The sequence below is a fragment of the Pseudomonas paraversuta genome, assembly GCF_904067025.1.
Taxonomy (GTDB): Bacteria; Pseudomonadota; Gammaproteobacteria; order Pseudomonadales; family Pseudomonadaceae; genus Aquipseudomonas; species Aquipseudomonas paraversuta.
In genome coordinates this window covers 2,342,907-2,362,241 of record NZ_CAJFDA010000001.1, presented here as the reverse complement: position 1 = coordinate 2,362,241, position 19,335 = coordinate 2,342,907, and the positions used below count along the sequence as shown (strand labels likewise).

Annotated in this window: 17 protein-coding genes; 5 read left to right on the top strand and 12 right to left on the bottom strand. The window is 61.9% G+C overall.

Annotated features, from left to right (window positions below):
• Window positions 1-3: 3 nt before the first annotated feature.
• Together JQ848_RS10905 and JQ848_RS10900 are read right to left on the bottom strand one after the other, a co-directional pair.
• Window positions 4-777 (bottom strand): SDR family NAD(P)-dependent oxidoreductase, encoded by a 774-nt coding sequence (locus JQ848_RS10905; protein ID WP_003445115.1) that lies wholly within the window; start codon window positions 775-777, stop codon window positions 4-6.
• 30 nt (window positions 778-807) lie between these two features.
• Window positions 808-1,542: an SDR family NAD(P)-dependent oxidoreductase gene (locus tag JQ848_RS10900; RefSeq protein ID WP_003445112.1), complete on the bottom strand. Its 735-nt coding sequence runs from the start codon at window positions 1,540-1,542 to the stop codon at window positions 808-810.
• A 275-nt stretch (window positions 1,543-1,817) separates the two neighbouring features.
• Between JQ848_RS10900 and JQ848_RS10895 the strand changes: the two genes are divergently transcribed.
• From JQ848_RS10895 to JQ848_RS10880, 4 genes are all read left to right on the top strand, one after another.
• Window positions 1,818-3,146: a spinster family MFS transporter gene (locus tag JQ848_RS10895; protein WP_003445109.1), complete on the top strand. Its 1,329-nt coding sequence runs from the start codon at window positions 1,818-1,820 to the stop codon at window positions 3,144-3,146.
• A gap of 18 nt (window positions 3,147-3,164) precedes the next feature.
• Entirely contained in the window at window positions 3,165-3,992 is an 828-nt protein-coding gene (locus JQ848_RS10890; RefSeq protein WP_003445107.1) for an alpha/beta fold hydrolase, read from the top strand.
• 71 nt (window positions 3,993-4,063) lie between these two features.
• Window positions 4,064-6,193: an oxidoreductase gene (locus tag JQ848_RS10885; RefSeq protein ID WP_202210671.1), complete on the top strand. Its 2,130-nt coding sequence runs from the start codon at window positions 4,064-4,066 to the stop codon at window positions 6,191-6,193.
• A gap of 87 nt (window positions 6,194-6,280) precedes the next feature.
• Window positions 6,281-6,634 (top strand): VOC family protein, encoded by a 354-nt coding sequence (locus JQ848_RS10880; RefSeq protein ID WP_003445097.1) that lies wholly within the window; start codon window positions 6,281-6,283, stop codon window positions 6,632-6,634.
• Between the two features lie 390 nt (window positions 6,635-7,024).
• Here JQ848_RS10880 and JQ848_RS10875 read toward each other — a convergent pair whose 3' ends face one another.
• From JQ848_RS10875 to JQ848_RS10830, 10 genes are all read right to left on the bottom strand, one after another.
• Entirely contained in the window at window positions 7,025-8,407 is a 1,383-nt protein-coding gene (locus tag JQ848_RS10875; protein WP_369826385.1) for a DUF1329 domain-containing protein, read from the bottom strand.
• A gap of 88 nt (window positions 8,408-8,495) precedes the next feature.
• Window positions 8,496-10,184: a class I adenylate-forming enzyme family protein gene (locus tag JQ848_RS10870; protein ID WP_202210670.1), complete on the bottom strand. Its 1,689-nt coding sequence runs from the start codon at window positions 10,182-10,184 to the stop codon at window positions 8,496-8,498.
• Between the two features lie 28 nt (window positions 10,185-10,212).
• Window positions 10,213-11,352, bottom strand: a complete 1,140-nt coding sequence (locus JQ848_RS10865; RefSeq protein WP_003445094.1) for an acyl-CoA dehydrogenase family protein — start codon at window positions 11,350-11,352, stop codon at window positions 10,213-10,215.
• A 10-nt stretch (window positions 11,353-11,362) separates the two neighbouring features.
• Window positions 11,363-12,553 carry an acyl-CoA dehydrogenase family protein gene (locus tag JQ848_RS10860; RefSeq protein WP_202210669.1) on the bottom strand — a complete coding sequence of 397 codons (1,191 nt, stop codon included), beginning with the start codon at window positions 12,551-12,553 and terminating at the stop codon, window positions 11,363-11,365.
• 95 nt (window positions 12,554-12,648) lie between these two features.
• A complete protein-coding gene (locus JQ848_RS10855) occupies window positions 12,649-13,818 on the bottom strand; it encodes an acyl-CoA dehydrogenase family protein (RefSeq protein WP_202210668.1) in 1,170 nt (389 codons plus the stop codon).
• Window positions 13,819-13,827: 9 nt separating this feature from the next.
• The gene (locus JQ848_RS10850; protein ID WP_202210667.1) at window positions 13,828-15,006 is read right to left on the bottom strand and encodes a lipid-transfer protein; all 1,179 of its coding nucleotides are present in this window, start codon (window positions 15,004-15,006) and stop codon (window positions 13,828-13,830) included.
• A gap of 18 nt (window positions 15,007-15,024) precedes the next feature.
• Window positions 15,025-15,444 (bottom strand): MaoC family dehydratase, encoded by a 420-nt coding sequence (locus JQ848_RS10845; protein ID WP_003445078.1) that lies wholly within the window; start codon window positions 15,442-15,444, stop codon window positions 15,025-15,027.
• Window positions 15,416-16,549 carry an acyl-CoA dehydrogenase family protein gene (locus tag JQ848_RS10840; protein ID WP_160627472.1) on the bottom strand — a complete coding sequence of 378 codons (1,134 nt, stop codon included), beginning with the start codon at window positions 16,547-16,549 and terminating at the stop codon, window positions 15,416-15,418. The genes JQ848_RS10845 and JQ848_RS10840 overlap by 29 nt, the downstream gene beginning before the upstream one ends.
• A 9-nt stretch (window positions 16,550-16,558) precedes the next feature.
• Entirely contained in the window at window positions 16,559-17,548 is a 990-nt protein-coding gene (locus JQ848_RS10835) for a bifunctional MaoC family dehydratase N-terminal/OB-fold nucleic acid binding domain-containing protein (RefSeq protein WP_003445073.1), read from the bottom strand.
• Window positions 17,549-17,602: 54 nt separating this feature from the next.
• On the bottom strand, window positions 17,603-18,388 hold the full coding sequence (locus JQ848_RS10830; protein ID WP_010656632.1) for an SDR family oxidoreductase: 786 nt from the start codon (window positions 18,386-18,388) through the stop codon (window positions 17,603-17,605).
• Window positions 18,389-18,532: 144 nt separating this feature from the next.
• Between JQ848_RS10830 and JQ848_RS10825 the strand changes: the two genes are divergently transcribed.
• Complete coding sequence (locus JQ848_RS10825) at window positions 18,533-19,318, top strand: enoyl-CoA hydratase (protein ID WP_003445069.1); 786 nt, start codon at window positions 18,533-18,535, stop codon at window positions 19,316-19,318.
• Window positions 19,319-19,335: the final 17 nt, after the last annotated feature.

Below are 19,335 nucleotides of genomic sequence, written 5' to 3'. Positions count from 1 at the left end.
TCCTTATTCCAGTACCGTGTACAACTCGCTGCTGCGCCCGCCATCTACCGGCAAGCTGGCACCGGTGATGTACGAGGCTTCGTCGCTGGCCAGAAACAGAATGGCGTTGGCCACTTCCAGGGGCTGGCCGACGCGCTTGAGCGGGATCAGTTTTTCGGTATTGAGCCGGGTCTTGTCGTCGGTCAGCATGCCGGCGGTGGCCGGGGTCTCGACGATGCCGGGGATCACCACGTTGCAGCGGATGTTGTGGCTGGCACCTTCACTGGCGGCCGCGCGGCTGAAGTTGATCACCGCCGCCTTGGCAGCGGAATATCCGGCCATCCACGGCGTGCCGAACAGCCCGCAGATCGAGGCAATATTGATGATCGAACCGCTGCCCTGGACCCGCATCAGGCCCATTGCCGTGCGGGTGCCCCAGAACGTGCCGTCGACCGTGGTTGAAAAGTTGGAATGCCAGTCGGCGGTGCTAGTGCTGTCAATTGCGCCCCAGCTGTAGGCCATGGCGTTATTCACCAGAATGTCGAGGCGGCCATTGCGCTCAGCGGCAGCGCCGATGGCACCGACATAGGCGGCTTCATTGCTGACATCGGCCACCGCACATTCAGCACGGCCACCGGCATCGCGAATCTGTGCCGCTACGGCTTCCAGCGGCTCGATGCGGCGACCGCAGAGCACCACCAACGCACCCTCCTGGGCAAACCGCAGGGCGGTAGCCGCGCCAATGCCCGAGCCTGCGCCGGTGATAAATGCAACCTTGCCTTGTAAACGAGTACCCATGCTCTGCTCTCTCCTGTCGGTGCCCCGGGGTCAGATAAACGCCATGCCGCCGTTGACCGCGAGGTTTTGCCCGGTGATGAAGCCGGCGTCTTCGCTGGCCAGAAAGGCAGCGACGCGGGCGATTTCTTCGGTTTCACCCATGCGTCCCAGAGGGATGGCCTTGAGCATGCTTTGCATCCAGTCATCCGGGATGTCGGCCATCATCGGAGTGTTGGTCGGGCCCGGAACAATGGTGTTGACGCGAATGCCGTTGGCGGCCAGCTCACGGGCCATGCTGCGGGTCAGCCCCATTACGCCGGCCTTGGCCGCGCAGTAGTGGCTTGGACCTTCGCCGGTCAGGGCCGAGGTGCTGGAAATATTGATCACCACACCCGGGGTGGCGGCCTTGAGCATCAACTTCACGGCTTCACGGCTGCAGAAAAAAGTGCCGGTGAGATTCACCCCGATCACCCGCTGCCAGTTCTCGTCCGGTGTCTCGGCGAATGCATCAATGGAGCCGATGCCGGCGTTGTTGACCAGAATGTCGAGGCTGCCGAAGCGCGCCTGTACAGCGGCCATGGCGGTCGCCACCGAGTCACTGTCGGCGACGTTGCAGATCACGGCCAGCGCCTTGTCGCCCAGCCCTTCAATGGTCTGGTTGGCCGCATCGAGGTTGATATCGGCCGCCACTACCACTGCGCCCTGCTCGGCGAAATGGCGCACAATCGCCCGGCCCATGCCTTGCCCTGCACCGGTCACAAACGCAACTTTATTCAGCAACTTCATGGTGTTTCTCCCACCTGCCAGATGTCGGCCGCCCGTAAGCCGTGGGCGGTGCATGGGGACAATCATTGACTGGAGGAAAAAGCTGAACATCGTCCGATGGGACTAAGCACCGAACCGCAGGCAGCAAGCTTGTCCGGGATGGCAGCAATGGACTGCAACAAATACCGCTTCAGTGATCAGGCCCCCTGAGCCACAGCTGGTCTGAATGGACGATGTCCATGGCGCAGGGTTCGTGGAATAAATCGCTCACTAGAACAAAACCGGGAGAACCCGTCGTGTCGATAACTTTACGTCCCACCTGGCGAACTCACTACGCGTTAGGCGTACTGGCTGCCATCTATGTTTTCAACTATATCGATCGGTTGCTGATGGCAATTCTGATCGAGCCGGTAAAGGCTGAATTCGGTATTTCCGATACCGGTATCGGCCTGCTTTCAGGCGTGACCTTTGCGGTTTTCTACACCCTGTTCGGCTTTCCTTTGGGGCGATTGTCTGACCGTATCGGACGCAAGAAAGTCATCGCATTCAGTTGTATTGCCTGGAGCGTGATGACCATTTTCTGCGGTTTCGCGGCCAGCTTTGCGATGCTGGTGGTGGCCCGGATCGGCGTGGCCATCGGCGAAGCCGGCGGCACTGCCCCGTCGATGGCCATGGTCTCGGATCTGTACCCGCCGGAACGCCGCTCCACCGCACTCTCGGTGCTGATGCTGGGCTCAAGCCTGGGGGCGATTTTCGGCCTCGGCCTGGGCGGCTGGATCGCCCAGCATTACGGCTGGCGTTTTGCATTCGTGGTGATCGGTGCGCCGGGGATTTTTCTCGGTCTGCTATTACTGCTCACCGTACGGGCACCGAAACCTGCAATGCTGGTCAGCCCCAATCAAGTGGCGCAAGCCCACTGGGCGGTGACGGTACGCGAACTGTTCCAGACCCCGTCCTTCCTCTGGATCGTGCTCACCGGCGGTTCCGCGGCCATTGCCGGCTACGCCATCGGCACCTGGAGCCCCAGCTTTCTGATCCGCTCCCACGGCCTAAGCCTGCAGGACGCCGGGTTGCTGGCGGGCGTCGCCGGCGGTGTCGGGGCTACCTTGGGCACCCTGACCTGCGGCATCCTGTGCGACCGCCTGGCGCGTCGTGACAAAGGCTGGCAAATAGGAGTACCGCTGCTCGGCACCCTGATCAGTATCCCCTTTGGCCTGGCCTATTTTCTCTGGCCAACCGGCACGGCATTCCATGTCGGCAGCACCCCGGTACCCAGCGCATTCCTGTTCTATTGCGTGTTCAGCTTCTTCGGCACCTGGTGGGCAACACCCTGCCTGGGCGCCATCTCGCACCTGTTCCCGGCCACACGCCTGGCCCAGGCCACGGCGATTTTCGTGATGGCCATGACCCTGCTCGGGGTGGGTGTCGGCCCGCTGCTGATCGGCATGCTCAGCGACGGCTTTGCCCACACCCTGGGTAACGAAGGCCTGCGCTACGCACTGGCGTCCTGTATCTCGCTGCTGGTGCTGGCCTCGGTATTTTTGGCCATGGCCTTGCCGCGCTATCGCAACCATTTGAACAACACCCCTGCCCCAGCGCCCCTGGCTGAAGCGGTCAGTGCCTGATATTCCGGAGATTGAGTGATGACTGAACAAGACCTTCCGCTGCCCGTCGGCCATTTCGTGACACTGGACTGCGGCCTGCGCCTGCACTTTCTCGATGAGGGCAGCGGCCCGGTAGTCCTGTGGCTGCACGGCAGCGGCCCGGGTGCCAGCGGCTACAGCAACTTCAAAGGCAACTACCCGCAGTTCGTCGCCGCCGGCTTTCGCAATCTGGTGGTGGATCTGCCGGGCTTCGGCCGCTCCGACAAACCCGAAGACGCGCAGTACAACCTGGACTTCTTCGTTAACGCCATGTCCGGGTTTCTCAAGGCGGTGGGGGTCAAGCGCGCCACCCTGCTGGGCAACTCCCTGGGCGGCGCCATTGCCCTGGGGCTGGCACTGGCCGAGCCCGAGCGTGTGGAGAAGCTGATTCTGATGGCCCCCGGCGGCGTTGAAGATCGCGAAACCTACTTCAAGATGGTTGGCATTCAGCGCATGGTCGAGCTGTACAACGCCGGGCCCCTGGGCATCGAGCAGATGCGCCGGATCATGAGCCTGCAACTGTTCGACAGCTCCCAGCTCGAAGACAGCCTGCTGGCCGAGCGAGTGGCGGTGGCCGTGCACCAACCGCGCAATCTGTTCACCACCATGATGGTGCCGAACATGACCGAGCGCCTTGAAGAGCTGCAAGTACCGATCCTCGGTTTCTGGGGCACCGACGACAACTTCAACCCGGCCAGCGGCGCCCTCAAAGTGCTCAAGCATGCACCGGATGCGCGTTTTATCATGCTCAACCGCTGCGGCCACTGGGTCCAGGTTGAACACCGGGAGCTGTTCAACAAGGCGTGCCTGGACTTCCTCAAAAACTGAACAGGCAACATTGACGGCGGCCTGTGGGTCGCCCTCAGCCCTTCTTATCCTGCTCGGACTGAAAAACAACAATGACAAAATTCTCTCAGTTGCTGGCACCCGGTCGCATTGGCTCAATCGAGCTGCGCAACCGCATCATCATGGCGCCCATGGGCTCCAACTTTGCCGAAGCCGATGGCCACTGTGGCGAACGGATTCAAGCCTATTACGAAGCCCGCGCCCGTGGCGGCGCCGGGCTGCTGATCATGGGGGTCTGTTCAGTGGCGTTCCCGGCGGGCACCGCCGAGCCGTTCCAGGTCGGCGTGTCCAGCGATGACTTTATCCCGGGCCTGAGCCAGCTCGCCGATCGCGTTCACCGCCACGGTGCAAAAATTGCCATGCAGCTGCAACACGCGGGCAAGACCTCGGTACGGGATATGGCTGAAGGACGGCAACTGTGGGTACCGTCAGTGCCCCCGGTACTGCAAAGCGACATGATGGCGGCCCTGACCCCTGAGGAACTGGCCAACTTCGTCAGTTCCATGAAGCGCCGCGCCGAAGGCTCGCCCATCCGCGTGATGGACAGTGCCGACATCGGGCAAATGATCGACTGGTTTGCCTGCGCCGCCGAGCGTGCCCAGCGCGCCGGTTTCGACGGTGTCGAACTGCACGCCGCCCACGGCTATATCATTGCCGGTTTTCTGTCCGGCTATTACAACCAGCGTGAGGATGAGTACGGCGGTTCGCTGGAAAACCGCGCCCGGCTGCTGCTGCAGATCATCGCTGCCGTGCGGGCCAAAGTCGGCTCGCAATTTGCCGTATGGCTGCGTCTGGACGCCGAAGAACTGCATACCCCCGGCGGCATCAGCCTGGACGACGCCAAGGCGGTGGCACGCATGGCCGAAGCGGCAGGCGTTGATGCGGTCAGTGTGTCGGCCAGTGCGCGGATCACCAGCGGCGTGGTGTTTACCGAAGCACCGCTGGTGCATCAAGCCGGCGGCTTCATGGAATGGACTGCGGCGATCAAGCGCAGCGTGCAGGTGCCGGTAATCGCCGTAGGCCGTATCGAACCCCAGGCCGGTGAAGCCGCCCTGAAGCGTGGTGATTGCGACTTTATCGCCATGGCCCGCAAGCTGCTGGCCGATCCCGAACTGCCGAACAAATTGCTCAACGATCAGGAAAGCAGCATCCGCCCGTGCATCTACTGCTACGTGTGCGTGAGCCAGATCTTCGTCAACGAGCGGGTCAAGTGTGCGGTCAACCCCATGACCGGCCACGAATTCGAATACGTCATCAGCCCCACCGCCAGCCCCAGACATATTGCGGTCATCGGTGCCGGGCCTGCCGGCATGGAGGCCGCAAGAATAGCTGCCCTGCGCGGGCATCGGGTGACCCTGATCGAACGCAGCGACCGCCTCGGCGGAACCCTGTTCTTTGCCGGGCTGGCCTATGCCGAAAACGCCCGCTTGCTGGACAACCTCAAGGTTCAGGTGCAGCAATCTTCGATTGATCTGCGCCTCAATACTGAGGCCAGCCCTGCCCTGCTCCGCGACCTGGGCGCAGACCAGGTGCTGGTGGCCGTCGGTGCCGAGCGTGCGGCCCCCGACATCCCCGGTGCAGATCAGGACCATGTCTGGAGCGGTGATGAACTGCGGCGCCTGATGACCGGCGACCGGGCGGAGGAAATTGCCAAGCGTAAATTGTCCTTCACCCAGCGCACCCTGATGAAAGCCGGCAACCTGGCGGGGGTCACCGACAGCAGCGAGGCCATGCAAAAACTGTCACGGGTATGGATGCCCTTGGGCAAGCGCGTGACCATCATCGGTGGCGGCCTGGTTGGCCTGGAACTGGCGGAGTTCCTGATCGCCCGCGGGCGCCAGGTGACCGTACTGGAAAGCGGTAGCCATCTTGGCCGCGAACTGGCCATCGTGCGCCGCTGGCGGGTGCTGCATGAAATACGCGTGCATGGCGGACAGCTGATCACCGGTGCCAGTGTGATAGCCATTGAAGGCAATCGCGTGCGCTATCAACTGGCAGATGGCAGTTCAGGACAGAGCGAAGCAGACTCCGTGGTACTGGCCATTGGCGCACAACCCGACACCCGTTTGCTGGATGAACTGACCCGCGCAGGGTTATCGGCCAGCAGCATTGGTGACTGTCAGAGCATTGGCTACATCGAAGGGGCAATCAGCGCCGGCCATAAAGCCGGACGCGAGGCCTGAACCCGCCGGGGGCGGCATCCCGCCCCCGGCGTTGACCTGTGTTACTTCCTGAGTGCAGCTATAGTGCTGAGTTTCAAGGAGATAACCATGACTACCGACCCCCGCCATTATCGAATCGACAACATCGAATTCAACGTCCACGACATAGCGCGCAGCAAAGCCTTCTATGGCGCCGTGTTTGGCTGGACGTTCACCGACTATGGCCCTGCCTACACCGAATTCAGCGACGGCCGTTTGAGCGGCGGCTTCACCACTGGCGAGCCGGTGCGCCCGGGTGGCCCGCTGATCATTCTGTACGCCGACGACCTGGCCCTTGCCCGACAGGCCATCCTCCAGGCCGGAGGCAGCATCTCCCGCCCCGAATTCCCCTTCCCGGGCGGCAGCCGCCTGCATTTCACCGACCCGGATGGCTATGAACTGGCGGTCTGGACCCAGGGCTAGAATATAAAACTGCGCCATGACCATCGCTGGCAAGCCAGCTCCCACAGGTTCTGCAACACCAATCACATATTTCATCCAATTGTGGGAGCTGGCTTGCCAGCGATAAAGGCAACCCGACAGACAGATAATTTCATCTGTAGGAGCGAGCTTGCTCGCGAGCTTCTCAAACCGGCCGCGACCACCCGGTGTTCAATATGAGCCCGATAAAAAGCTCGCGAGCAAGCTCGCTCCTACAGGTTCTGCAACCCTGATCACATCCCATTGTGGGAGCTGGCTTGCCAGCGATAAAGACAACCCGGCAACCCGTTACAGCGGTAAAAACAAAAAGCCCCGTCGTTAACCGACAGGGCTTTTGCTGTTACTTGCAGCTGCTAGCTTATGACCACTTGCTTAACGCCCCATCGCCCGCGCAGCATCGGCGGTGTATTGGTCGGGAGTGAATTTGCCTTCATTGAGAATCGGGCCTTTCTTGGCTTCGTTGGTCATGCCGTAGCCGGTGTATTGCCCCGAGTTCAAGTCCATGAAGAACTGGGAACCCGCCTGCCAGCCACTCATGTCAGGGTGGTAGTAGTAGTTGACCATCGCGTGCTTCCACAATTGCCCACGGGCATCGTAGTTGTCCGCCATCACCGCGTTCCAGGTGTCTTCGTCGATGAACAGCACGCGCTTGCCGTACAGGTGGCGATAGCCTTCTTTCAGATCGGCTTCCACCACCCACACACGACGCAGTTCATAACGCATCAGGTCCGGGTTGGGATGGTTGGGGGTCAGCATGTCGGCGTATTTCACCGTCCCCGCGTTCGGCTTGTAGGCGTTGGCCGGGCTGTAGATTTCACGCTTGCCCAGCAGCTTCCAGGTGTAGCGCTCCGGCGAGCCGTTGAACAGGCGGTCTTCATCCACTGTCATGGTGCCGTTGGTGCCGATCATCGGCTGGTCATAGCCATAGCCGGGCAGCAAGCGCACGCGGCGGGTCGAGGGGCTGTAGCTCCAGGCCTGACGCGGGTTGGTCTGAAAGTCGTAGGGTTCGTGGGAGATGCTGATCACACCGTTGTCACGCGCCGGTTTAAGGGTGGTGTTGTTGCCCATGGCCTGAATTTTGTCTTCGGTTTTGGGTTCAACAATCGGTGAGTTGGCCTGCGACAGGCCCCGGGCATAGGCACGCCCCCAGCCAATGCTGCCATTGGGCAGAACCGAGGCCAGATCACTGGTTTTTTCTTCGGTCCAGGCACGGGCCGGCAACTGGTGGTTCCACAACACTTCCATACCGCTTTTAGGGATAGGGAACGGGACCTGGCCCAAACCTTCAATGCCCATGCCATCGTTTACCAGCTTGGCGTTCAGGGCGTTGCTCATGGCGCGCCGGCACACGTAGTCCGGGTAACGGAAATCACGGTGGCCCGGGTAGATGTTCATCTTGTAAGTGGTCGGATAACGCTTGAACAGCGCTTTCTGGCCTTCGGTGAGTTTGTCTTCGTACTGGGCCATGTTTTGCGCGGTGATCACCACAATCGGCTTTTCAGCGGCATAGGGATCCACTGGCTGGTCACCGGAGAATTTAACGTGGTTCCAACCCGGTACTTCGCCCAGGTATTTGCCGGTGTACGGCGGGATGGTGCCCGCCGCATTACCGGCCTGCTCAGCACCGACACAGGTCAGCTCCTTGCCCAGTTTGGCTGCCTCTGCGCCAGACACCTGGGCAAAAGCCGGACCGATGGCCAGTACGTTGACGGACATGGCGGCTGCGAGCATTACGCCTGTTCTTGTTATTTTCATGTATTGCCTCCTACGCGTAAAAGCTTGCTAAGGGGTATGCGTCCATTCTTCGCCATTTGCCGGCGACTACATCGTCCACAAAGACTACTCAGGGCGTTACCAACAACTCTTTAAGCAAACCTTTGAGCATCTTGCCCGACGCATTGCGGGCAAAAGGGGTGTGCTGGACATGGATCTGCGCCGGCACTTTGAAACTCGCCAGACGCTGGGCGATAAAGCTGCGCACCGCCTCGCTGTCCGGGGTGTCGGACGGGTCACCGCGCACCACCAGAAACACCACTTCCCCCAGCACATCGTCCGGCACCGAAAAGGCGGCGGCTTCGATCACGCCAGGCATTTCACAGGCGCAGGACTCCACTTCGGCTGCGGATATTTTCTCCCCGCCACGGTTGATCAAGTCCTTGGCCCGGTCGGTGATATAGAGAAATCCTTCGTCATCCAGCAGGCCGATGTCACCGGTGTCGAGCCAGCCATCGCGCAAGGTCTGGGCACTGGCCTGGGGCAGGTTCCAGTAACCGCTCATCAAGGTCGGTGAACGGATCCAGATCAGCCCGCTGACGCCATTGGGCAGTGGCCGGTCCGGACTGTCACCGATACGCACATCGACGATCGGCAATGGCCAGCCGGCAGCAGCCGGTTTGTAAACAAACTGATCACCGCCGATGGCCGCGCAAATCCCGTTGCTTTCGGTCAGGCCGTAACCACTGCCACCCACCGCTTCCGGTTTGCGCTGGGTCAGATGCGCCAACAGACTGCTGGACGGCGCCGCGCCCCCCAGCCCCAGGCCGAACAGGCTCTTGGTGTCGGCCGTGCCGAAACGTGGCGAGGTCAGCAGTTGCTGCATCATCACCGGCGCGCCGTTGAACTGGGTGCAGTGTTCATCACGGATCAGGTCCAGAGCCTTTTCCACGTCCCACTTGTACATCAGCAACAAGCGGCGACCGCTGCGCAAGGCCAGCAGGAATTGCGCATGCAGGCCGCTGACATGGAACAACGGCACTGCCATCAAGGTGGTTGGGGCATAGCCGCAGTTGATCACCACGCTGATACGCTCCGGCGAGCTCAGGGCACAGAACGCCCCCTGAAACTCCAGTGCCACCAGGGCCTGGCACACCGCGCCATGGGTCGACAGCACGCCCTTGGCCAAGCTGGTGGTGCCTGAGGTATAGAGGATCATGGCCGGGTCATCGGCCGTCACTTTCAGGGCCGGTGCAGTCAGCACCGGGGCCGCCAGCAGATCTTCCAGACGCTGGCAGTGTTCAGCCAGCAACTGGCCGGCGGACAGACCGACCACAATCGTCGCCAGCCCCTGTTCGCGCAAGTCGCCATCGAGCAAGTGCAGGCGCGGCTCGTCACACAGCAACAGCCGTGCACCGCTGTCCTGCAGACCATGAAACAGCTCGTCGCGCAGGCCCCAGCTGTTGAGGGGGACGCACACCCCGCCGCAACGCTGAATGGCCGCAAACGCCACCAGCCACGCGGGCTGATTGCGCATGGCAATCGCCACCCGGTCGCCCTGACGCACGCCGAAACGATGCACCAGCTGGCCGGCCAGCCGGTCCACCTGATCGAAAAACTGGCTGAAGGTCAGACGCTGTTGTTCCCACACCAGAAACTCGCGCTCGCCATGCACCCGGCCACTGTCGATTGCAGCCCAGACGTGGGCAGCGGTATGCCGAAAATGCTTCGATCCGCTCCCCGGCTGGGTGACCACTTCAAAAGGTGAGCCGGCACCAGTCAATTGCTGCCAGGCGCTCTGCCACTGTTCAAGCTTCATCTTATTATTCTCCTGACTGGCAATCGGCCTAGGCGTGCGCGGGCATCAGATCTGCGTAGCGCTCGCAGTGGTAATCGGCATCCCCCAGACTCGCCTGGGCTACCCGTATGCGTTTCAGAAACAGCCCCACGTCCAGCTCATCGGTTACGCCAATCCCGCCGTGCATTTGCACCGCTTCATTGGCGACATTGAGGGCCATCTGCCCCGCTTTCCACTTCGCCAGACTGGCAAAGCGCTGGCGCTCGGCGGCGCTCAGACGGCTGTCGTCCAGCGCCGCAAGCCCGGCCATCACCGCACTGCGCGCCAGTTGTATCTGCACGTACAGCTCGGCAGAGCGATGCTGCAGTGACTGAAAGGAGCCGATCTTGACGTCAAACTGAACCCGGGTTTTCAGGTAGTCGAGGGTCATGGCGAAGAGCTTCTCGGCCATGCCCAGCATTTCGCCAGCCAGGCACACGCGGCCGCGGTCCAGGGCAATCTCGAGCGCCGGGCCTGCGGATCCGGGCTCACCCAGCAGCGCGTCATGCCCGACCTGGACCTGGTCCAGCTGCAGTCGCGCATGATTGCGCGAGTCGATCAGCGGCAGCGCCTGGACGCTCAGGCCCGGGGCATCAGCGGCCACCAGAAACAGACTAAGGCCCGCTCCTGCGCCCTTTGCGACCACCAGGTAGGCATCCGCACCCACGCCGTCGATGACAAAATATTTGTTGCCGCTCAAGCTGTAGCCGTTTGCATTCGGCACCGCCTGCAACGCCACGTTCGCCGGGTTGTGGCGTGAGCCTTCGTCCAGGGCCAGGGCCAGGCGGCGCTCACCGCTGATAGACGCCGATAACCAGCGATCCTGTTGCCCGGCGTTACCCTGCAGGTGCAGCAACGAGCCGCTGAGCACCACGCTTGAAAGCAGCGGCGAGGCACTGAGGTTGCTGCCAATGGACTCAAATATCGGCCCCAGGCCCATGCAGCCGAAATCCAGGCCGCCGAGATTTTCCGGGAACGGAATCGCGCTCCAGCCCAGCGCCACAGCGTCCTGCCACAGTTGCGGGTCAAAACCGTTGACACCGCCCTCATCGCGCAGTGCGCGCTGGCGCGATACGGGGCTGCGCGCGGCCAGGAACTCTCGGGCGCTGTCGGCCAACAACCGGTGATCTTCGCTATAAACCAGGTTCATGCTGAGTTCCTTACTTCACGTCAGGCAGGCCAAGGACCCGCTTGGCGATAACATTGAGCTGGATTTCCGACGCACCGCCGGAAATCGTCAGGGCAAAGCTGTTTAACCAGCCGCGGGTGATGGCCTGTTCCTGGGGGCTGAAAGCGCCCTTGTCCCAGCCCAGAGCGTGATACCCCATCACGTCCAGCAATACCTCGAACTTGTCGCGTTCCTGTTCGGTGTGCACCAGCTTCATAATCGACATCAGCCCGCTGACGTCCTTCCCGGCACGGGCTTCCTGACCCATGCGCTGGACTGTCAGGTTGTAGCTTTGCTCGTTCATGGCGCAGGCCACGGCGCGGGCTGCAAGGGCCAACTCGCCCTGGCCGGATGGCTCGGGCAAGTACTCGTTGACCAGTGGCAGCAAGTGGAAATGCGTCGGCAGGCTGAACTCGCCGAATTTGGACATGGCTTTGCGTTCGTGTTGCAACAGGCGCTTGGCCAGGTTCCAGCCACCGTGCAACGGACCGATGAGCTGGCTTTTAGGCACTTTGACGGAGTCGAAAAACACCTGGCAGAACGCCGATTTGCCACTGATCAAATCAATGGGCGCAACGCTGACCCCGGGGCTCTTCATGTCCAGAACAATCAGGCTGATCCCCGTGTGCTTGCTGGCCGCAGGATCAGTGCGCACCAGGGCGTACATCCAGTCCGACTTGTCGCCATAGGAGGTCCAGATCTTGCTGCCATCCACCACGAAGTGATCACCGGCATCCCGGGCCGAGGTTTTCAGGCTCGCCAGATCCGAGCCGGCATTGGGCTCGGAAAAACCCTGACACCAGCGCACTTCGCCACGGGTCATCGGGGTCAGGAGGTTTTTCTTTTGTTCTTCAGTGCCGAATTCCAGCAATACCGGGCCGAGCATCCAGATGCCCAGATTGATTTGCGGCGGCCGGCATTTAAGACGGCGCAGCTCGCTTTCCAGCACCGCGTTGTATTCCTCGCTCAGCCCGGCGCCGCCATACGCCTGTGGCCAGTCCGGACAGAACCAGCCCTTGTCGCGCATGCGTTCGAACCACAGCCGGGCGTCGGCATCGGGAAACTCGACCTCGTTCGCACCCCACACCAGCTCGCCTTCAGGAATGGCTTTACGCTGCGAGGGCGGACAGTTGGCCTCAAGCCAGCTGCGGGTTTGCTCTCTGAACTGATCAATGGCGTTCATGGGTTTCACCTGTAAATGGTCACCTGCTGACACAACACCTGCAGGAACGAGCTATTTGTCGAGCACAGCTCGCTCCTGCGGTTAGGTGATGGGTGTCAGCGTTGGGTACGCGGCATGCCCAGGCCGAACTGGGCAATCAACTCGCGCTGGATCTCGTTGGTGCCGCCACCAAAGGTCAGGGTCACCGAGGCACGTACTTCGTACTCCAGCTCGCCTTGCAACAACGACGCCGCCGAGCCGCCTTGAATCAGTCCGTTGGCCCCGACGATGTTGCTCAGCAGCCGCAGAATCTCGATCGCCGACTCCGAGCCGTAAACCTTGGTGGTCGACGCCAGCGCAACGTCCATGCGCTCACGCTCCAGGTCAGCGGCAATCCGCAGGTTGATCAGGCGCATGGCTTCAAGCCGCGCATAACATTGCGCCAGACCGGCCCGCACCCACGCTTTGTCGGTGGCACGAACACCTTGCTCGTCGGCCTCACGGGCCCACATGAAGACCTTGCGAAACAGCCCTGCCACCTTGTCGGACCATGCCCCCAGCCCCAGCCGCTCATGGTTGAGCTGCGCCGTGATCAACTTCCAGCCACCGTGCAACTCGCCCACCAGCATGTCCCGGGGCACCTGCACGTTGTCGTAGTAAGTGGCGGCGGTCGGGTTGCTGGTGGTCGGGATCACAGTGGTCGTAAAACCTTCAGCCGCTGTGTCCAGAATCAGGATCGATACGCCCTTGTGCCGTGGGCGCTCAGGGTCGGTACGGGCCGCCAGCCAGATGTAATCGGCCGACTCGGCGCCCGAGGTCCAGAGCTTGGTGCCATTGACCACAAACTCGTCGCTTTGCAGCCGGGCGGTGGTTTTCAGCACCGCCAGGTCGCTGCCGGCATCCGGCTCGGAATAGCCGATGGCAAAAATGATTTCGCCCGCGGCGATGCCCGGCAAGAATTTGGCTTTTTGCAGCTCGGTACCGTGGGCCATCAGCGCCGGCCCCACGGTGCTGATGGTCACGAAGGGCAGCGGCGCACCGGCAATATTGGCTTCTTCAAAGAAGATGAATTGCTCGGTAGGACCATAACCCTGGCCGCCGTGCTCCTTGGGCCAGCCCACCGCCAGCCAGCCGTCACGGCCCATCTGGCGGATGGTGTCGCGGTATAGCTCGCCGCCCTCTTTGCCGCGCAATTGTTCACGCAGCTGCGGGGTCATCAGGTTCTGGAAATAGTCCCGCACCTTGAGGCGCAGGGCGTGTTGTTCGGGTGTGAGGTCGACGAACATGTGAGCTCCTTAGGCCGTACCAAGAATCAGGCCGCTGGTGGGTACGCCGGTACCGGCGGTCACCAGCACGTTCTCCACGCTGTCGACCTGGTTGACCGCAGTGCCACGCACCTGGCGCACGGCTTCAGCCACGCCGTTCATGCCGTGGATGTAGGCCTCGCCCAATTGTCCGCCGTGGGTATTGATCGGAAACTTGCCGCCGCGGGCATGGTGCCCGGCGCGGATGAATTCCTTGGCTTCGCCGCGTTCGCACAGGCCGAACTCTTCGAGCTGGGGCAGTACAAACGGCGTGAAATGATCGTAAATGATCGCCGTTTGCAGCGCCTCGGGCCCTAGACCCGACTGGCGATACAACTCTTTGGCAACCACGCCCATTTCCGGCAGGCCGGTAATGTCGTCGCGGTAGAACGAGGTCATGATTTGCTGGCCCGAGGTAATCCCCTGCGAACCGGCCTTGATCGTCACCGGCTTCTGGCGCAGGTCTTTGGCCCGCTCGGCCGAGGTGATCACCATGGCCACGGCACCGTCGGATTCCTGGCAGCAGTCGAGCAAATGCAGCGGCTCGCAAATCCAGCGTGAAGCCTGGTGTTCTTCAAGGGTGATCGGCTTGCCGTAAAAGAATGCGGCGGGGTTGGTCGCGGCAAAATCACGTACCGCCACCGCAACCCGACCGAAGTCTTCGGAGGTGGCGCCATAGGTGTGCATGTAGCGCTGGGCAAACATGCCCACCCATGACGCCGGGGTGTGCAGGCCGTGGGGCATGTACCAGCCGTAGTTGACGTTTTCGAAAATCGGCGTCGAGGCGAAACCGTAGCTGCCGCTGCCGAAGCGATACCACGAACGCTCGTTCATGGCGCGGTACACCACCACAACCTTGGCCACACCGGTGGCCACGGCCATGGCCGCGTGCATGATCGGGGCACAGGCGGCCCCCCCGCCATGGGGCACCTGGGAGAAGAACTTGACGTCCTTGCAGCCCAGCAAGCGGGCGATTTCGTATTCCGGGACTTTATCCACCGAGTACGAGCTGAAACCTTCAACTTCGGACGGGTCGATTCCGGCGTCTTCAAGGGCGGCCAGGGTCGCTTCAAGTGCCAGGCGCAGCTCGGTGCGCCCTGAATTTTTCGAAAATTCGGTCGCACCCAGGCCAACAATGGCGGCGCTACCGGAAAGTGACGATTGCGTCATGTGTGCTGTCTCCCGCTATCAGGGCAGAACCAGCGTGACCGTACCGGTCACGTGGTTGCCCATCGAATTTTTGCCGCCAAGGGTTATTTCCACCGTGCGGGTGGCAGCATCCAGTCCGGTGACTGCGCCATTGAAGGTCATGCTGTCGCCGGGGTAATTCGGCGCGCCGAGCTTGATCTTCAGCGAGGCAAAACGCGCCTCGGGGCCCGCCCACTCTTCGACATAACGCTGCACCAGACCGTTGGTGGTAAGGATGTTCATAAAAATGTGCGGCGAGCCCAGGGCCTGGGCAGCGTTCAAATCATGGTGACCCGGGAAGTAGTCACGGGTAGCAATGGCGCCGCCGGTAACCAGACCCACGGTGATCGGGATCGCCAGGGCCGGCAAGGTTTCGCCGGGGCGCACATCGTCAAAGCGCTTGGTGTTCTGCAAGGTCATATTTCCATCCCAGCTTGTCGTTATGGCTCAGCCAGTCGCCGAGGCGTTCCAGGCATGCTGCCGATCCACCCAGGGCACAGCCCAAAGCGCGGCTCCAGTAGAGAAAGCGATGCATCGGGTACGTCAGATCGACGCCAATGCCGCCGTGTACGTGCTGGGCGTTGTGCCCGATCAGATGACCTGCTTCGCAGGCATGCCAGGCGGTGGCCAGGGCCTCGGACGGCGCGGGCAAGCCGGCATCCAGGCGATAGCACAACTGCCACAGATTGCTGCGCAACGCCTCAAGGGCGATGTGCGCGTTGGCCATGCTCATTTGCACTGCCTGAAAACTGCCGATGCTGCGTTCGAACTGACGTCGCTCGCTGACATACTCCACGGTGCGACGGATCTGCTCGGCGCTGACCCCCAGCTGCAATGCCGCCAGTGCCGCGATGCTGCGTGGTTCCAGCCAGTCCAGGGCGCAGGCCGGCAGCAACTGTTGCGAAGTGATAAACAGCCCGTCGATGGACAAGTCAGCCACCGCTTCGCCATGGGTCATACGGCCCGGCACATGGCTGATCGCCGCAGCGCCCAGCTCGACAAATGCCAGCCGCGGCTGACCCTCGACGCTCACCAGCAGCAACGCCGCCTGTGACTGTCCGGCCAGAGCCAGGCCGGCCACCCGACCGTCAAGGCTCCAGCCCTGGCCCTGCGCAGTGGCCTGTAATTGCAGGCCCCGGGCACCGCTCAAGCCCCCAAGGTCTAGGGTCAACAAGACGCGACCGGCAGCCGCATCCGTGGCCCATGCCTGCAAGACCGGATCAGCCCAAGCGGCCAGGGTTGCTGCGGCCAGTTGATGGCGCCACAACGGCACCTGCCCCAGAGCCCTGCCCTGGGCCTCGAGCACCGTCAGCAACTCGGTCATGCCCAGCCCGCTGCCGCCATGGCTTTCAGGGATGGCCAAAGCCTGCAGCCCGGTCTCTGTGCACAGTTGCCACAGCGGCTCCATAAAGGCATGTTCGCTGGTGTCGAACTGACGCAAGCGGTCATCGGTGCAGTAGTCGGCAAATACGCTACCGGCCATTTCGGCGATAGCGTGTTGATCTTCGGTGAATTCGAAATCCATGCTCGCTCCTTACTCGGCTGCCGGTAAAGAAAGTGCCCGGAACAACGGCAACGTCAGTTCGCCGTCGAAGGTCTTGAACTCAAGCTGCAAGGGCATGCCGATGCTCAGTTCTTCGCGCTTGACCCCCACCAGTCCGGCCACCAGGCGTACGCCCTCTTCCAGCTCGATCAGGCCGATCGGGTTGGGATGGTCGAACGGCGCGACTTCGGGGTAATGCATGATCACGAACGAATACAGGCTGGCGCGGCCGCTGGCCTGCACGCTGTCCCAGTCGAACGAATGGCACTCGATGCATACCGGCGCCGGTGGATGGCGCAGGGTCTGGCACTGGGTACAGCGCTGGATCAACAACTTGCCCGCATCGCAGCCTTCCCAGAAAAACCGCGTGTCATCGCTCATGCCCGGCTTGGGGCGCTTGACCACAGGGGCGGTTTCAACTTTTGCCGGGGCCGCTTCAGCCGCCTTGGGGTTGGCCGGACGGAATTTGAATACCCGGAACAGCAACTCGCCGACTTCCTCGTCACCGCTTTTGTGCTCAACGAAGTAGCTCATCACCAGGGTGACAAAAAATCCGGTACCAAGACCGGTGGTTTTTTCGTCGCCCACCGAGTCCAGCCGGGTGGTGTAATAGAGCTTTTCCCCCGGACGGACGTTGCGCTTGAACGTCAGTTCGGAGTTGACCGCCACCACCGAGCCATAGCCATACGACTCAATCAGCTTGAGCACTTCGTAGGGGTTTTCGGTGGTCGAGCCCGGTGCATAGTTGTTCAGGTGAAAGCCTTCCATGCACCACACCTGCAGCATTGCAGGCGGCGCCACCAGCCCGTCCTGCACGCTGTTGGCGGCAAACAGCGGGTCGGTATAAAGCGGGTTGTCCACGCCCATGATCTCGCACCACTGGCGGATCATCGGGGCGTTGACTTCGTCCCAGGCGTAGACGCGACCATATTCACGCCCCACCAGGGCGCGCACGTCGGTTAGCAATTGAGAATCAGCCAAGTTCGTCTCCTGCAAATTGAGAGCGGCAACCCACTGGCCGCCGCTGAAGGTCGATCAGTGAGCAGCGCTTTGCGCCGCACCCAAAAATGCCGGACGTTCGCCGCCGCCGTGCAGCAGCAGATTGCAGCCGCTGGCATACCCCGCCATGGGCGAGGCGATAAACAGACAGGCGTTACCGATGTCCTCGGGCAGCGCCATGCGCCCTGCCGGGATCCCGGCGCTGACTGCGGCAATGCCGTGTTCATCGCCGTAATGCAGATGCGCCTGCTCGGTGCGTACCAGCCCCGGGCTGACCGCCACCACGCGCACTTTGGGCGCCCACTCCACCGCCAGCGATTGCACCAGTGCCAGTATCCCGGCCTTGGCCGCGCCATAGGCCGCGGTCCCCGGGGAAGCGCGCAAGGCGCTGATACTGCCGATAAACACAATGCAACCGCCGCCATCCTGTTGCTGCATCAAGGCATTGGCCTGTTGCGCGACATTCAGCGGGGCGATCAGGTTGAGGCGGATAATGCCTTCGTGAAAACGTGGCGAAGCGCTGCCGGCATCGGCGGACGGACTGCCACCGGCGTTGTTGATGACCACATCGAGGCGACCGAAGTCGGCAGCAATCCCCGCAAACATGGCTTTAAGCGAATCCACATCACGCACGTCGCAAGCCATGAACAGCGCTTGCGCAGAACCTGCCTGCGGCAACGCCTCAGGTGCAGTCCTGCCGCACACGATCACCTGCGCCCCGGCCTCCAGAAAGCTGCGGGCAATGCCTGCACCGATGCCTTTGGTACCGCCGGTGACCAGCACCACTTTGCCGCTGTAGTCCAGCCCTGAGAGTTGGCCCATGACGAGCTCCTTTTTCTACTGATGGAGCCACTCTAGGGGCAATCCGGGGGCTGCTCGTCGTCTGAACGGACGATGAAGCGCCCTCTTGCGAACGCAACAATCCAGCGCACGCTGTGGTGACAGCCCCTGTTAATGAGGAACCCCATGTCAGACCCATCTGCCGCGCCGGTACTGCTTGAATTCCCGGCCCCGGGCGTCGCTTTGCTGCGGCTTAATCGCCCCCAGGCCACCAACGCCCTGAGCCTTGAGCTGCAAGCCTTGCTGTCACGCTATTTCACAGAGCTGGCCGAAAACCCCGAAGTGCGCTGCATCCTGCTGACTGGCGGCGACAAGGTGTTTGCTGCGGGCGGCGATATCAACAGCATGGCCGGTGTCGGCCCGATCGATATTTACCAGCGCCATACCGAGCGGGTCTGGGCCCCCATCCAGCACTGCCCCAAGCCGGTGATCGCGGCGGTGTGCGGTTACGCCTACGGCGGCGGCTGTGAACTGGCGATGCTGGCCGACATTATTGTGGCCGGGCGCAGCGCGAAATTTTGCCAGCCGGAAATCCGCATCGGGATCATGCCGGGAATCGGTGGCACCCAGCGTCTGGTGCGCGCCGTGGGCAAGGCCAAAGCCATGCGCATGGCATTGACCGGGCAGCCGATCACCGCCGAGGAAGCCTGGATCTCCGGGCTGGTCAGCGACCTCGTGGATGATGACCAGGTGCAGGCCCAGGCACTGAAGATGGCGACGTTGATCGCTGCGATGCCGCCACTGGCTGCCGAGCAAATCAAGGAAGTGATTCTGGCCGGGGTCGATGCCCCGCTGGAGACCGGCCTGGCCCTGGAGCGTAAAGCCAATGCGTTGCTGTTTGCTTCGCGGGACCAGAAGGAAGGCATGCAGGCGTTTATTGAAAAACGTGCGGCGGTGTTTGAAGGCAAGTAAGGGCGCGCGCTCGCTTC

Coding starts and splice junctions, on each gene's coding strand:
- JQ848_RS10905 (WP_003445115.1), bottom strand. CDS start 777: ATGGGTACTCGTTTACAAGGCAAGGTTGCATTTATCACCGGCGCAGGC.
- JQ848_RS10900 (WP_003445112.1), bottom strand. CDS start 1,542: ATGAAGTTGCTGAATAAAGTTGCGTTTGTGACCGGTGCAGGGCAAGGC.
- JQ848_RS10890 (WP_003445107.1), top strand. CDS start 3,165: ATGACTGAACAAGACCTTCCGCTGCCCGTCGGCCATTTCGTGACACTG.
- JQ848_RS10885 (WP_202210671.1), top strand. CDS start 4,064: ATGACAAAATTCTCTCAGTTGCTGGCACCCGGTCGCATTGGCTCAATC.
- JQ848_RS10880 (WP_003445097.1), top strand. CDS start 6,281: ATGACTACCGACCCCCGCCATTATCGAATCGACAACATCGAATTCAAC.
- JQ848_RS10875 (WP_369826385.1), bottom strand. CDS start 8,407: ATGAAAATAACAAGAACAGGCGTAATGCTCGCAGCCGCCATGTCCGTC.
- JQ848_RS10870 (WP_202210670.1), bottom strand. CDS start 10,184: ATGAAGCTTGAACAGTGGCAGAGCGCCTGGCAGCAATTGACTGGTGCC.
- JQ848_RS10865 (WP_003445094.1), bottom strand. CDS start 11,352: ATGAACCTGGTTTATAGCGAAGATCACCGGTTGTTGGCCGACAGCGCC.
- JQ848_RS10860 (WP_202210669.1), bottom strand. CDS start 12,553: ATGAACGCCATTGATCAGTTCAGAGAGCAAACCCGCAGCTGGCTTGAG.
- JQ848_RS10855 (WP_202210668.1), bottom strand. CDS start 13,818: ATGTTCGTCGACCTCACACCCGAACAACACGCCCTGCGCCTCAAGGTG.
- JQ848_RS10850 (WP_202210667.1), bottom strand. CDS start 15,006: ATGACGCAATCGTCACTTTCCGGTAGCGCCGCCATTGTTGGCCTGGGT.
- JQ848_RS10845 (WP_003445078.1), bottom strand. CDS start 15,444: ATGACCTTGCAGAACACCAAGCGCTTTGACGATGTGCGCCCCGGCGAA.
- JQ848_RS10840 (WP_160627472.1), bottom strand. CDS start 16,549: ATGGATTTCGAATTCACCGAAGATCAACACGCTATCGCCGAAATGGCC.
- JQ848_RS10830 (WP_010656632.1), bottom strand. CDS start 18,388: ATGGGCCAACTCTCAGGGCTGGACTACAGCGGCAAAGTGGTGCTGGTC.
- JQ848_RS10825 (WP_003445069.1), top strand. CDS start 18,533: ATGTCAGACCCATCTGCCGCGCCGGTACTGCTTGAATTCCCGGCCCCG.